The organism is Saccharothrix sp. S26, assembly GCF_021390395.1.
In the GTDB taxonomy this organism is placed as follows: domain Bacteria; phylum Actinomycetota; class Actinomycetes; order Mycobacteriales; family Pseudonocardiaceae; genus Actinosynnema.
Map to the genome: position 1 here is coordinate 62,249 of NZ_JAJUWT010000007.1, position 13,677 is coordinate 75,925.

Consider the following 13,677-nt stretch of genomic DNA (forward strand, 5'->3'; position numbering starts at 1 on the left):
TGAAGGTGAAAAAGTTTCGGGAAGGTGTTCAGTCCAGCGTGAACGGGTCGTACTTGATCCGGTCCAGCGGGGTGCCGGCGACCAGCATCCGCGACACGGTCGCCCGGATCATGGACGGCGAGCCGCACACCAGCACGTCCCGGTCCTGCCACGCCCCGTACCGCGTCACCACGTCGGCCAGCGTGCCCTGCTCCACACCACGCGCACCGGGATCCGACTCCAGCACCGGCACGACGGTCAGCCACGGGTTCGTCATCGCGAACCGCTGGAGGTTGTCCAAGTCGTACAGGTCCTCCCGCGTCCGCCCACCCATGAACAGGTGCACCCGCGGGTTCTCGCCCCACTGCGCCATCTCGTCGATGATCGCGTGCATCGGCGCGACCCCGGTCCCGCCGGCGACCATCAGCACGTCCCGCCCGGACTTGCGGTCGACGCCCAGCCGGCCCATCGGCGGGCCGATCCGCCACACGTCACCCGGTTGGGTGTGCCCGACGATCGACCGGCTGACCCACCCGCCCTCGACCGAACGGATGTGGAACTCGATGATGCCGTCCTCGCGGGGCGCGTTCGCGGGCGAGTAGTACCGCCACAGCCGAGCGCGCTGCGGCGTCTCGACGCTGACGTACTGCCCGGCCCGGTACCCGACGGGGTGGTCGGGTTGCAGCCGCACGACCGCCAGGTCCCAGCTCACCCGCTGGTGGTCCAGCACGGTGGCGTGCCAGTAGGCCGGGCCGTCGTCGGCGGCCGCCGCCTCCTGCATCGCCCGCGCCATGATCGTGTACGCCTCGGCCCAGGCCATCTCGACCTTCGGCGTCCACGCGGGCCCGGCGAACTTCTTCACCGCCGCCAGCAACGCCGTCCCGACCGACTCGTAGTGCACGTTCACCACGCCGAACTTGCGGTGGTCGCGGCCGAGCTGGCGCAGGAACGGGATCAGGTCGTCCGGCCGGTCCACCATCTGCACGACGTGGACCAGGGCGCGCAGCAGTCGGCTGCGCTGGACCTCCATGTTCACGGGGAACATCTCACGGGTCGCCGGCGCGAGGCTGAAGAGCATGCCGTAGAAGAACTTGGCTACCTCTTCGGCGCGCGGCTCCACCACCGCGAAGCTCTCCCGGATCATCCGCACCATGGCGGTGACACCAGGAGGAGGTTCTCGGTGTGGTGGGCTCGGGATGGGGCTCAACACGGCGTTCGCAGTCATGGTCCGGGCGCAGTCTCCACGTTTCTGGCGGCGCCAGCAAGGGCGCTACGTCCTCGTCAAGCTTCCATCCCCGACGAGGGGACACTAACCCGCCAACTGGCCGGTCGACTCCTTGATGCCACCTTCGAGTGCAGTGCGATCACGGACGGTCGCACAGCGTTGCGGCGAACGGGTGGACATTCCCTTCCACGTATACCGAATCCGACGCTTGCGTCCCACCGCCAGGCGAACGCTCCCCTCGGGGACGTGGGCAACGCGACACGAACCGGAGTTCCGTCGACGTTTCGCCGGCCCACGTTCACCCTGGTGGCGGCCGGCAGACCGCACCGGTGCGGTGGGCCGCAGTCGCCTGTGGATTCCCACCTGCGGATTGTGGACAACTCAGGTGCCGGTGTGGACAACCGGCTGCGACATGTGGGTGACGGGTGTCAGCCCTGCTCGGCCCGCTCGGCTGCGCTGCGTTCAACGCAGAACTCGTTGCCCTCCGGGTCGGCCAGCACGACCCACCCCTTGCCGTCGGGCCGGCGCATGTCCGACACCAGCGTCGCGCCGATCCCGAGCAGCCGCTCCACCTCGGCGTCACGGGTGATGTCGGGCCGCAGGTCGAGGTGGACCCGGTTCTTCACCGACTTGGCCTCGGGCACCTGGATGAACAGCAGCCCGGTCCCGTTGGGCAGTGCGACGAGCGCTTCGGGGTCGCCGGGGAAGTCGTGCTCGGAGATCGGCTGCCCGGTGACCTGGCTCCAGAAGCCGGCCAGCTCGTAGGCGTTGGCGCAGTCGATGGTGATGTGCTGCACGAGTGAGGTCATCCGCTGATCGTCCTGGCGGGGCCGCCGCACCGCACCCGAGTTTCCGGTCCACCCCGCGCGTGGCCGAGACCACACGACGTCCACTAGGTTGAGCGGAACTGGCTCAACTTTTCTGACGTTGACTCCGATGAAGGCTGTGCGGACCGCCGGCCCTGCGCACGAACACCCGACCGAGGTGAGGAATGGACGCTTTCAACCCGACCACCAAGACGCAACAGGCCGTGTCCGCCGCCGTGCAGGCGGCGACCATCGCGGGCAACCCCGACGTCGGCCCGGTCCACCTCCTCGGCGCGCTGCTGGCCCAGGGCGACGGCCTGACCGCGCCCCTGCTCTCCGCCGTCGGCGCGGACCCGAAGCAGGTGCACAAGGAGCTGGAGCAGCTGGCCAGGGCGCTGCCCGCGGCCAGCGGTTCGTCGGTGTCCGCGCCGCAGTTCTCGCGTGACGCGGTCCGCGTGCTGAGCAAGGCGCAGGAGCTGGCCACCGAGATGGGCGACGAGTACGTGTCGACCGAGCACCTGCTGGTCGGCCTCGCCCACCACGGCGGCCAGGTCGCCGACCTGCTGCGCCGCCACGGCGCGTCCCCCGAGGCGCTGAAGGAGGCGTTCGGCAAGGTCCGCGGCTCGGCGCGGGTCACCAGCCCCGACCCCGAGGGCACCTACCAGGCGTTGGAGAAGTACGGCGTCGACCTGACCGAACGCGCCCGCAAGGGCGAACTGGACCCGGTGATCGGCCGGGACGCCGAGATCCGCCGCGTGGTGCAGGTGCTGTCGCGCCGCACGAAGAACAACCCGGTGCTGATCGGCGAGCCCGGCGTCGGCAAGACCGCCATCGTCGAGGGCCTGGCCCAGCGGATCGTGGCCGGTGACGTGCCCGAGAGCCTGCGCGGCAAGAAGGTCGTCGCGCTCGACCTGGGCGCGATGGTCGCGGGCGCGAAGTACCGGGGCGAGTTCGAGGAGCGGCTCAAGGCCGTGCTCAAGGAGATCACCGACTCCGCGGGCCAGGTCATCACGTTCATCGACGAGCTGCACACGATCGTGGGCGCGGGCGCGACCGGCGAGTCCGCGATGGACGCGGGCAACATGATCAAGCCGATGCTGGCGCGCGGCGAGCTGCGCATGGTCGGCGCGACCACGTTGGACGAGTACCGCGAGCGCGTGGAGAAGGACCCGGCCCTGGAGCGCCGGTTCCAGCAGGTCTTCGTCGGCGAGCCGTCGGTCGAGGACACGATCGGCATCCTGCGCGGCCTCAAGGACCGCTACGAGGTGCACCACGGCGTGCGGATCACCGACGCGGCCCTGGTCGCCGCCGCCACCCTGTCCGACCGGTACATCACCGCCCGCTTCCTGCCGGACAAGGCCATCGACCTGGTGGACGAGTCCGCGTCCCGGCTGCGCATGGAGATCGACTCGCGCCCGGTGGAGATCGACGAGGTCGAACGCGCGGTGCGCCGGCTGGAGATCGAGGAGATGGCGCTGGCCAAGGAGTCGGACCCGGCCTCGGTGGAACGGCTGGCCGCGCTGCGCGCCGAGCTGGCCGAGAAGCGCGAGGACCTGGCCGGGCTGACCGCGCGCTGGCAGAACGAGAAGGGTTCGATCGAGAAGGTCCGCGACCTCAAGGAGCAGCTCGAGCAGCTGCGCGGCGAGTCGGAGCGGGCCGAGCGCGACGGCGACCTGGGCCGGGCGGCCGAGCTGCGGTACGGGCGCATCCCGGCGTTGGAGAAGGAGCTGGAGCAGGCGACCCGCACCACGCAGGACGCCGCCGTGATGCTGAAGGAGGAGGTCGGGCCGGACGACGTGGCCGACGTGGTCTCCGCCTGGACGGGCATCCCGGCGGGCCGGCTGCTCGAAGGCGAGACGGCGAAGCTGCTGCGCATGGAGGAGGAGCTGGGCAAGCGCGTGGTCGGGCAGGCCGAGGCGGTCCGGGTCGTGTCGGACGCGGTGCGGCGCACCCGCGCGGGCGTGGCCGACCCCGACCGGCCGACCGGGTCGTTCCTGTTCCTCGGCCCGACCGGCGTCGGCAAGACCGAGCTGGCCAAGGCGCTGGCGGAGTTCCTGTTCGACGACGAGCGGGCGATGATCCGCATCGACATGAGCGAGTACTCCGAGAAGCACTCGGTGGCCCGGCTGGTCGGCGCGCCCCCCGGCTACGTCGGCTACGACCAGGGCGGCCAACTGACCGAGTCGGTGCGCCGCCGCCCGTACTCGGTGGTGCTGCTGGACGAGGTCGAGAAGGCCCACCCGGACGTGTTCGACGTGCTGCTCCAAGTGCTCGACGACGGCCGGCTGACCGACGGCCAGGGCCGCACGGTGGACTTCCGCAACACCATCCTGGTGCTGACGTCGAACCTCGGCTCGCACGTCATCGCGGACGCCACGCTGGACGAGCGGCAGCGCGGCGACGCCGTGATGGCGATCGTGCGGGCGCACTTCAAGCCGGAGTTCCTCAACCGGCTGGACGACGTGGTGGTGTTCCACTCGTTGGCGACCGAGGAGCTGACGTCCATCGTGGACATCCAGGTGGACCGGCTCGGGCGGCGGCTGGCGCAGCGGCGGCTGACCTTGGAGGTCACCCCGGCCGCGCGCGAGTGGCTGGCGTTGAACGGCTTCGACCCGGTGTACGGGGCCCGGCCGCTGCGGCGGCTGGTGCAGTCGTCCATCGGCGACCAGTTGGCGAAGGAGCTGCTGGCGGGCGAGGTGCGTGACGGCGACACGGTGAAGGTGGAGGTCCTGGACGACCACTCGGGCCTGATCGTCGGCAGGTCCTGACCTCAGCGGCACGGGACGCGCTCGGCTCGCCGGGCGCGTCCCGCGGCACGTCGACCCGGACCCGAGTACGACTGGTGCCGATGCATCAGCCACGTCGAGCCTGTCGGTGACACCCGGGTGGGCGTCCGCCGGTCGAGCCGCGCATCACCCGGCCCTCGCACGCGGCTCCTCGACGCGCCCCCGGCGGGCCGTGCCGCCGGCTGCGCAGGCGTCCCCGACCGGGGGACCCCTGTTTTTACTCTGCCGGCCAGGTCCGACAGCGGGAAGGTGGGCCGGGTGGGCCTGTGGACAACGCCGTGGCCTGTGGATAAGTCGGGGCCCGCCGACGTGCGACGAGCACGGGCCGCCACCGCCCGCGCTGCGCGATCCGGGTAACAGCTTGATCCGTTCGCGCGAACCACGCCCCAAGTGATCTTCGTTTGTTCACCGCCGCCCGCTACTCTCGCACCGTGGGCATACCGGCGTGGGTCTGGTTCACCGTCGCCGCGGTCGCGGGCGTCGCGGGGTTCGCCCTGCTCGCCACCGACCGGGCGCAGCGAACCGCGCGTAACCGCGAACGTCGCCGCTGGGCGGCGTTGCGCGGCTGGCAGTTCGAGGAGACCGACCACGTGCTGCCCACCCGCTGGGAGAGCGGCGCGATCGCCTACTACGGCGCGGGCGTGGCCAAGGACGTCGTGGCCGGCTCCACCTTCACCGCCGACGGCCGCCGCCAGGTCTACGTGCTCGACCACGAGACCAACGGCAAGGTCAACTCGGTGCTGGTCGGCGTGCGCTGCCGCCGGGCGTTGCCGGTGGTCATCGAGCTGTGGCTGCCCAGCGTGCCGTTCCAGCGCGACCAGATGCCCGACCTGCTCGGACCGGTCGGCTCGCGGTACGCGTTCGTCAGCGAGCTGCCCGCCGCCCGCAAGCTCATCACCCCCGACCTGGTCGACGCGGCCGAGGAGATCGGCGGCGACGTCACGGTCGTCTGGCTGGAGGACGACTGGGTGCTCGCCGCCGCGCCCCCGAACTCCACCCCCGCCCGGCTGGAACGGCTGCTGCGCGACCTCGGCGAGCTCGCCGACGTGATCGACCCGTTCGAGGCCGACCCCGAGGCCGACGCCGGTGGCGAGGTCCACCGCCCGCAGTTCGGGCGCAAGCCGTGACGCCGCCGACCGCCCTGGTGACGGGCGCCTCCTCGGGCATCGGCGCGGCGTTCGCCCGCAGGCTCGCCGCCGAGGGCCACGACCTGGTGCTCGTCGCCCGCGACGAGCGGCGGCTGGAGGAGACGGCCGCCAAGCTGCGCGCCGCGCACGGCATCACCGCCGAGGTGCTGCCCGCCGACCTGGCGACCGAGGCGGGCCGCGCGAAGGTCGCCGACTTCCTCGGCGGGCGCGAGGTCGACCTGCTGGTCAACAACGCGGGCTTCGCCCTGTCGAACGAGTTCTTCGCCGCCGACCCGCGGGAGCTGCAGTCCCAGTTGGACGTCAACGTGACGAGCGTGCTGCGGCTGACCCGCGCGGCGCTGCCCGGGATGGTGGCGCGCGGGCGCGGCGCGGTGGTCAACGTGTCCAGCGTGGCCGGGTTCCTGCCCGGCCGCGGCACGACGTACAGCGCGGACAAGGCGTGGGTGACGTCGTTCTCCGAGGGCATGGCGATGGCCACGGCGGGCACGGGCGTGCGCGTGCTCGCGCTGTGCCCGGGTTTCGTGCGCACCGAGTTCCACCAGCGGGCGCGCATCGACATGTCCAAGACGCCCGACCTGCTCTACCTCGACGCCGACCGGGTCGTGCACGAGTGCCTGGCCGACCTGCGCGCGGGCAAGGTGCTGTCCGTGCCCGGCACCCAGTACAAAGCCATCACGTTGTTCGCCCGGCTGGTTCCGCGCGCGCTGGTCAGGCGGATAGCCTCCCGCGCGGCGGGCGGACGAGGTCGCACCTAGAGAACTGCCGGGAACCCGAACCCGGTCCGGTCCGTCCCACTCCACTAGTTGGAACAGGGAGGAACCGTCCATGGGTGAGCAGTTCAGAGTGGAGCCGCCGGAGCTCCGCGGGTACGGCGAGTTGCTGACGCGCAACGCGCAGCACTTCATGACGATCAAGGACCACGCGGTGTCCAAGGGCGGGGACACCTCCGGGTTCACCGGTCTGCTCGCGCTGCTCCAGCCCATCGTCACCGGCGTGGCGTCCCTGTACGGGGAGACCCTCGACTTCGCCAACCAGATGATGCTCAAGGAGGCGGAGAGCCTGAACAAGGCCGCCGACATGTACGAGAAGAACGAGGAGATGGTGATGGGCGTCCTGGACCGGGTGCTCGCCCAGCTCCACTCGGTCGCCGAGGCGCCGTCGCTCGGGGGTGGCGGGCGATGACCGGGTACGCGGACGTCGAAGACCCGTCGGTCGCGCTGGGCGCGGCGGCGGAGAACCGCCCCGGCCGGCAGACGACCCGGGAGCTCATCGAGAAGGCCGGCTGGAAGATCCAGGGCGTCAACTGGATCTACGAGAAGGTCACCGGCGAGAACCTGCTCGACGCGCTGATCAAGCCGCTGCTCGGCGACTTCGAGAAGATCGACGAGAACGCCAACGCGTGGGACCGGGTGGCCAAGGCGCTCGACGCCGTGCGGCACAACGTGGACGCGGGCGCGGAGCAGCTCGCGCCGCACTGGGACGGTGACGCGGCGAAGGCGTTCGAGACCCGCATGGGCACCATGTGGGTGATCGCCATCGAGGCGGACTCGCAGATCGCGCGGATCATCGGCAACCAGTTCCGGTCGACGGCCAGCACGTGTCGCACGGCGTGCGGCCTGGCGCTGACGCTGCTGGACATGCTGGTCGGCAAGCTGATGGAAGCCGCGATGACGGCGTGGATCCCGGTCGTCGGCTGGGGCCGCGCGGTGTGGATGGTCTACGACGCGATCCAGATCGTGGACGCCATCCGCAAGATCATCATCTCCATCCAGACGCTGATCGAGGGCGTCCAGGGCATGATCGACGGCATCGTCGCCATGGGCACCGCGCTGTCCAAGCTCAAGGACGTGCGCGACGTCGGCGACCTGCTCGACGTGGTGGACGGCTACCAGGACGGCCGGGAGAAGTTCGACAACGGCGTGGCCGCGGCGAAGTCCGGCGCGATCGGCGCCGCGATGGGCGGTTACAGCCTGGGCAAGGCCGGTGTCGCGGCGAACGGCCGCTACAGCCAGCCGCCGCCCACAGCGCCCGCGCCGGCGCCGGCGGGCGCGAGTTCCGGTTCGGGTTCCGGCTCCGGAGGGGGTGACGGGCAGTGACGTTCCCGTACGACGAGGCGCGGCTGGACGCGCTGGTCGCCGACGTCGAGCAGCGGATGGCGAACGTCGAGCAGACCGCGCGGGCGGCGAGCCAGGTGCAGTTGCGCTCGCGCGGCCTGACGCAGGCCGACTTCGCCGAGATCTCGCGGTTCGCCCACAGCCCCGGCGCGCCCCGCGAGCTGAAGGAGCTGGCGCGGCGGGTCGACGCGGGCGAGATGTCCTGGGAGGACATCGCGTCCGGGCGGGCCGTGGACGACGAGGGCGTGCAGCGCGCCTTGCAGACCGGCATCCCGGACTTGCAGCGCGCGTACACGGCGATCCAAGAGGGCAACGACCCGGAGGACGTCGTCTCGGCGGGTTCGCCGCGCCCGGCCGGCCGCCGCGGTGACGATGACGACGACGAGCCCAACCGGTTCACCGAGGACGCCTGGTAGTGCCGGCCGGTCGCCTGTGGACGCTTGCGCGGTCCACAGGCGACCGGGCCACCCGCGCTCAGGTCAGCGTGGGGAAGTCGAACCCGCCCGCGCTGGTGTGGTTGGTGCCCACGCCGCGCACCACGTCGTAGGCCACGGCCGCGGCGATCGCCAGCGACCGGACCGGCTCCGGCGTGCCCGGTCGGATCGTGAGCACGTCGCGCCGCACGCGCCGCCCGTCCCGCTTCGCGATCGCGCCCGGGCTGAACGACGCCGCCTCGTGCAGCAGGCACAGCCGCGCGCCCGCCGCGTCGAGCAGCGCGTACGCGCCGTGCCCCTCGTGCCGCACGGAGCCGATCACCGTGCCGTCCGGCCACGTCACGCGCGTCGGCGGCTTGCCGGAGCCCTTGCGGATCAGCAGCAGCGGCCGCCCGCGGTCGGCCAGGGCCAGGTCGAACGTCGTGCGGCCGGAGAACGCCGTGGCGCGCAGCACCTTGCGCAGCGGTCCCGTGAAACCGCGCTCGGACACCGACGCGACCAACGCGCCGCGCCCGTCGTAGACGTCGTTGCGGTACCGGGTGCCCAGCAGGTGTCGCAGCACGCCCCAGGGCTGCTCGATGATCAGGGTGTCGGCGCCGGGAAGGGTCACGGTGTGCCAGCGTACGGCCCGGTATGACACTCTTGGGACCCGTGCGAACTGAAGTGGTCCTGGACGCCGCGGCGAAGGCCGAGCTGGCGCGGTTGGTGAGCGAGTTGGCCGTGGTGCACGGCAAGGTGACGTTGTCCTCGGGTGCCGAGGCCGACTACTACATCGACCTGCGCCGGGCGACGCTGCACCACGCCGCGGCCCCGTTGATCGGCAAGCTGCTGCGGCAGCTCACGGCCGACTGGGACTACGTGGCCGCGGGCGGGTTGACGCTGGGCGCGGACCCCGTGGCCTGCGCGATGATGCACGCCGCCGCGGGCGCGGGCGAGGTGCTGGACGCGTTCGTCGTGCGCAAGTCCGCCAAGCAGCACGGCATGCAGCGCCAGATCGAGGGCATCGAGGTCGCCGGGCAGCGGGTGCTGGCGGTCGAGGACACCTCCACCACCGGCGGCAGCGTGCTCACCGCCGTCGAGGCCCTGCGCGCGCACAGCGCCACGGTCGTCGGCGTGGTGACGGTCGTGGACCGCGGCACGGGCGCGCGCGAGGTGATCGAGGAGGCCGGGCTGCCCTACCGGTACCTGCTGGACCTGGCCGACCTGGGCCTGGCCTGACATGGTCAGCGCGCTGGTCCTGCTGCTGGTGATCGTGGCGATCCTGGGTGTCGGGGTCGCCGTGGGGCTGTCGCGCCGCAAGCGGAACCCGTTCACGGACCAGCGGTTCGTGAGCCAGTGGGAGCAGCAGATGCGGGCGCTGGAGGCCGCCCTGGGGTGGCGGTTCGTCGCCGAGGACCAGGGCTTCGCCGAACGCGTGCCGCAGGTCGGGCGGATGCTGGAGGCCGACCGGAGCCGGGTGAAGTTCCAGCTCGTCGGCCACTGGCGCGGTGTGCCCGTGCTGGCCGTCGAGGTGGTGTTCCGCGCCGACAACGTGGTCACGTCCGACTACCGCACCTACACGGTGGTGGTCGTGCCGCGTCCCATGCCGGGGCCATGGGTGCTGATCAGCCCGCGCAACGACAGCGTGTGGGGGCTGTTCGAGCAGTTCGTGGCGACCGGCGACCCGGTGTTCGACGCCCGCTACGAGGTGCGGCGCCGCAACCCGGCGTTCGCCTCGGCGCTGCTCGGCTCCGGCCTCGCGCAGGCGCTGGTGCAGGACCCGAGGGCGAACGGGGTGGCGATCGCGTTCGACGAGCACAACCTGGCCGCCGCCGTGCCGGGACCGCTGCTCCAGGCGCCGCTGGCGCACCTGGCCGACCTGCTGCTGGACCTGGCGGGCCGGGTGCCGTGGCAGGCGCTGCCGCGGGGCTGAACCGGGAAATCGCGGGCACGCGATCTCCGCGCGGCCTACCCTGGTCGACAGGGAGGTCACTATGGTCGCGCGCGCGTTCGCCGAGCTGGTCATGGTGGTGCACTTCGGCGTCCTGGTGTTCCTCGTCGTGGGGGGATTCCTGGCCTGGCGCTGGCCGAGGGTGCTGTACTTCCACCTCGCCATGGCCGCCTGGGCGCTGCTGATCGTGCTGTTCCCGCTGGCCTGCCCGCTGACGTGGCTGGAGAACGAGCTGCGCGATGCCGCCGGCCGGCCGCGGCTCGCGGACGGCTTCATCGACACCTACATCGACGGCGTCCTCTACCCGGAGTCGGCGGCACGCCTGGTGCAGGTGGTCGTGGCGCTGGTCGTGCTGGTCTCGTGGACGGGCTTCTACCTCAGGCGGCGCGACCAGCAGGCGTCGGCGACCGAGGCGTGCCGCTGACTACGATCGCCACGGTCTTTCCAACGCCGGGGGTGACGTGGTCGGGCAAGTGGTCCTCGAAGGGTTCCACGCGGTCAAGCACGCGGTCCGGTTCGGCGGCGCGGTGGACACCGTGGTGGTGCTCGACCGGGAGAAGGCGGTCGCGTTGGCGCGGTCCCACGCACCGGACCTGGTGGAGGTCTTCGAGCGGGCCCGGGTGGTGGGCGCGGCGGAGTTCGAGCGGGTGATCGGGCGGTCGCACCCGACCGGGGTCGGCGGGCTGGCGCGACGGCCCGCGGTCGACCTGGCGGCACGGCGCAGCGCACCGCTGGTGCTGCTGGACAACCCGCGCAACCTGGGCAACTTCGGCGCGGTGATCCGCGTGGCGGCCGGGCTCGGTGCCGGCGGGGTGGTGTCGTTGGGCGACGTGGACCCGTGGCACCCGAACGTCCTGCGCGGCAGCGCCGGGCTGCACTTCGCGGTGCCCGTGGCGCGGCTGGGCGGTCCGGACGACGTGCGCGGCACGGTGATCGCGTTCGACGCGGGCGGGCGGGAGCTGCGGGACGTGCGGATCCCGGACGACGCGGTGCTGGCGTTCGGCTCGGAGCGGCACGGGCTCTCGCCCGAGGTGCGGGCCAGGGCGGACCTCGTGGTGTCGCTGCCCATGCGGCCGAAGGTGTCGAGCTACAACCTGACCACCAGCGTCGCCATGGGCCTCTACCATTGGGAACTGTTCCGGCGAGCTTCTTGACCGGTTCAGTCGGCACGCTGGTGGGGTGACCACACCGAAGCTCCTGTCCGCGCGCGCCGGTGTCGCCGAACGCGCGGTCGAGTCCCGGCACCTGCGTCGGGTCTGGGGAGTGCCCGGCACGGTCCTCGGCGCGGTCGCCTGGCCGCCGGACTGGCCGGGCCGGGCGCACGTCCGGTTCAGCTACTGGTGGCAGGCGCACCTGCTCGACTGCGTGCTCGACGCCCAGCTCCGCTCGCCGAAGGACGCGCGGGTCGCGCTGGTGCGGCGGCTCGTGCGCGGGATCCGGGTGCGCAACCTGACCGGCTGGACCAACGACTACTACGACGACGTGGCCTGGCTCGGGCTGGCGCTGCTGCGCGCGGAGCGCGAGGTCGGGATCGCGCGGCCCAAGGCCGTCGCCACGATCGCCGACCGGCTGCGCGAGGGCTGGACCGACCACGGCGGCGGCGGCATCTGGTGGCGGCGCGACGACGACTTCAAGAACGTGCCCGCCAACGGCCCGGCGGCGATCTTCTTCGCCCGCCTGGGCACGCGTGCCGACCTGGGTCGCGCCCGGTCCATCGTGGACTGGGTCGAGGACGCCCTGGTCGACCCCGACACCGGGCTGGCGTGGGACGGGCTGCACGTGCACCCCGACGGCACGGTCCGCGAGGTCGAGAAGAACTTCTACACCTACTGCCAGGGCGTGCTGCTCGGCGCGTGCGTGGAGCTGGGCGGGCGCTACCAGGACAAGGCGGCGCGGATCATCGACGCCGTCGACAAGCACCTGGCCGTGGACGGCGTCCTGCGCGGGCACGGCGGCGGCGACGGCGGCCTGTTCGGCGGCATCCTCACCCGCTACCTCGCGCAGGCGGCGTTGCGGCTGGACCGGCCCCAGGCGGCACGGGCGGCGGACATCGTGTTCAGCTCGGCGAACGCGGTGTGGGCGAACCGGACCGCGGTGGTCAGCGGTCCGCTGTTCGGCCCGGACTGGTCACGGCCCGCGGACAAGGACGGCGGAGGAGAACGCGACCTGTCCGTGCAGCTCGGCGGGTGGATGGCGCTGGAGGCCGCCGCCCTGCTGGAGCGCGGCGACGTCGTGCCGTCACACCGCTGAGTGGCAGCCGCACGACTGCCGGTGCCGCAGCACGGGCGGCAGCCGGATCGTCTCCGGCGCCCGGTCCGGGTCCTCGATGCGGGCCAGCAGCAGCCGCACCGCCGTGCGCCCGATCTCCTCCACCGGCTGCGCCATCGACGTCAGCGGCGGGTCGACCAGCTCGGCCCACTCCACCTCGTCGTAGGTCACCAGCGCCAGCTCCGACCCGATCCGCACACCCCGCGCGCGGGCCGTGCGCAGCACGTCCACCAGCACCTGGTGGTCGCTCACCACGACACCCGAGACCTGGCCGAGCAGCGGGTCCAACGACGGCCGCACCAGCTCCTCGTCCCACGCCAGCCCCGCCCGGCCCAGGCCGAGCCGGTAGCCCAGCACGCGCTCGTCCGTGGTCGCCAGGCCCGGCCGGCCCGACACCAGCCCGATCCGCCGGTGCCCCAGCTCCGCCAGGTGCCGCACCAAAGTGGACGTGGCCTGCACGTTCTCCGGGCCGACCTGGTCGGTGTCCTTGGCCACGGTCAGCCGGTCCACCAGCACCGTCGGCACGCCCAGCCGGCGCAGCTCCGGCAGCGCGGCCGAACCCGACGTCGGCGTGAGCAGCACCCCGTCCACCCGCCGCGATCTCAGCATCCGCACCGCGGCCCGCTCGGACTCCGCGGTGTCCCGCGTGTCGATCAGCACCAGCGTGTAGCCCGCCTGGGTGGCCTCGCTCTCGATCGCCGCGATCAGCTCGGCGAAGTACGGGTGCGACACCAGCGACACCGCGAGACCCAGGGACTTCGTGCCGCCCGTGACGAGCGAGCGGGCGATGGCGTCGCCGGTGTAGCCGGTCTCCTCGATCGCCTTGAGCACCCGTTCCCTGGTGGCCGGCGCGACCGACCTGGTCTCGTTGATCACGTGTGAGACCGTGGTGATGGAGACGCCGGCGAGACTGGCGACCTCCCGCATGGTGACCATGGACTCGTCCCCGTTCGGGCTTGCGCAAGCGATTGCGTGGGGACTTTACCG

15 protein-coding genes are annotated in these 13,677 nt (G+C 72.2%); 11 read left to right on the plus strand and 4 right to left on the minus strand.

Annotation, left to right across the window (positions count from 1 at the left end):
- Positions 1 to 28: 28 nt before the first annotated feature.
- A complete protein-coding gene (locus LZG04_RS12610; RefSeq protein ID WP_233816373.1) occupies positions 29 to 1,132 on the minus strand; it encodes an FAD-binding oxidoreductase in 1,104 nt (367 codons plus the stop codon).
- 500 nt (positions 1,133 to 1,632) lie between these two features.
- A complete protein-coding gene (locus tag LZG04_RS12615) occupies positions 1,633 to 2,013 on the minus strand; it encodes a VOC family protein (protein WP_233816375.1) in 381 nt (126 codons plus the stop codon).
- Positions 2,014 to 2,195: 182 nt separating this feature from the next.
- Between LZG04_RS12615 and clpB the strand changes: the two genes are divergently transcribed.
- The 6 genes from clpB (at position 2,196) to LZG04_RS12645 (ending at position 8,474) form a co-directional block, all read left to right on the plus strand.
- The gene (gene clpB / locus LZG04_RS12620) at positions 2,196 to 4,778 is read left to right on the plus strand and encodes an ATP-dependent chaperone ClpB (RefSeq protein ID WP_233816377.1); all 2,583 of its coding nucleotides are present in this window, start codon (positions 2,196 to 2,198) and stop codon (positions 4,776 to 4,778) included.
- A 449-nt stretch (positions 4,779 to 5,227) separates the two neighbouring features.
- The gene (locus LZG04_RS12625; protein WP_233816379.1) at positions 5,228 to 5,923 is read left to right on the plus strand and encodes a hypothetical protein; all 696 of its coding nucleotides are present in this window, start codon (positions 5,228 to 5,230) and stop codon (positions 5,921 to 5,923) included.
- Positions 5,920 to 6,699: an SDR family oxidoreductase gene (locus tag LZG04_RS12630; RefSeq protein ID WP_233816381.1), complete on the plus strand. Its 780-nt coding sequence runs from the start codon at positions 5,920 to 5,922 to the stop codon at positions 6,697 to 6,699. The genes LZG04_RS12625 and LZG04_RS12630 overlap by 4 nt, the downstream gene beginning before the upstream one ends.
- A gap of 70 nt (positions 6,700 to 6,769) precedes the next feature.
- On the plus strand, positions 6,770 to 7,126 hold the full coding sequence (locus LZG04_RS12635) for a hypothetical protein (RefSeq protein WP_233816383.1): 357 nt from the start codon (positions 6,770 to 6,772) through the stop codon (positions 7,124 to 7,126).
- Positions 7,123 to 8,040: a WXG100 family type VII secretion target gene (locus LZG04_RS12640; protein ID WP_233816385.1), complete on the plus strand. Its 918-nt coding sequence runs from the start codon at positions 7,123 to 7,125 to the stop codon at positions 8,038 to 8,040. Before LZG04_RS12635 ends, LZG04_RS12640 begins: the two co-directional genes overlap by 4 nt.
- Complete coding sequence (locus tag LZG04_RS12645) at positions 8,037 to 8,474, plus strand: hypothetical protein (protein WP_233816386.1); 438 nt, start codon at positions 8,037 to 8,039, stop codon at positions 8,472 to 8,474. The genes LZG04_RS12640 and LZG04_RS12645 overlap by 4 nt, the downstream gene beginning before the upstream one ends.
- A 58-nt stretch (positions 8,475 to 8,532) precedes the next feature.
- Here LZG04_RS12645 and LZG04_RS12650 read toward each other — a convergent pair whose 3' ends face one another.
- Positions 8,533 to 9,102 (minus strand): hypothetical protein, encoded by a 570-nt coding sequence (locus tag LZG04_RS12650; protein ID WP_233816389.1) that lies wholly within the window; start codon positions 9,100 to 9,102, stop codon positions 8,533 to 8,535.
- Between the two features lie 53 nt (positions 9,103 to 9,155).
- Here LZG04_RS12650 and pyrE point away from each other — a divergent pair, with 53 nt between their 5' ends.
- The 5 genes from pyrE to LZG04_RS12675 all read left to right on the plus strand — a co-directional run bounded on the left by pyrE (position 9,156) and on the right by LZG04_RS12675 (position 12,672).
- Positions 9,156 to 9,710 (plus strand): orotate phosphoribosyltransferase, encoded by a 555-nt coding sequence (gene pyrE / locus LZG04_RS12655; RefSeq protein ID WP_233816921.1) that lies wholly within the window; start codon positions 9,156 to 9,158, stop codon positions 9,708 to 9,710.
- A 1-nt stretch (position 9,711) separates the two neighbouring features.
- On the plus strand, positions 9,712 to 10,404 hold the full coding sequence (locus LZG04_RS12660; RefSeq protein WP_233816391.1) for a hypothetical protein: 693 nt from the start codon (positions 9,712 to 9,714) through the stop codon (positions 10,402 to 10,404).
- A 61-nt stretch (positions 10,405 to 10,465) separates the two neighbouring features.
- Complete coding sequence (locus LZG04_RS12665) at positions 10,466 to 10,846, plus strand: DUF2784 domain-containing protein (RefSeq protein ID WP_233816393.1); 381 nt, start codon at positions 10,466 to 10,468, stop codon at positions 10,844 to 10,846.
- A 37-nt stretch (positions 10,847 to 10,883) separates the two neighbouring features.
- On the plus strand, positions 10,884 to 11,576 hold the full coding sequence (locus LZG04_RS12670; protein ID WP_233816395.1) for an RNA methyltransferase: 693 nt from the start codon (positions 10,884 to 10,886) through the stop codon (positions 11,574 to 11,576).
- A gap of 25 nt (positions 11,577 to 11,601) precedes the next feature.
- Entirely contained in the window at positions 11,602 to 12,672 is a 1,071-nt protein-coding gene (locus tag LZG04_RS12675; RefSeq protein WP_233816397.1) for a glycoside hydrolase family 76 protein, read from the plus strand.
- On the opposite strand, the gene LZG04_RS12680 is transcribed toward LZG04_RS12675, so the two are convergent.
- Positions 12,661 to 13,626, minus strand: coding sequence for a LacI family DNA-binding transcriptional regulator (locus LZG04_RS12680; RefSeq protein WP_233816399.1), 966 nt, complete (start codon positions 13,624 to 13,626; stop codon positions 12,661 to 12,663). The genes LZG04_RS12675 and LZG04_RS12680 overlap by 12 nt on opposite strands.
- Positions 13,627 to 13,677: the final 51 nt, after the last annotated feature.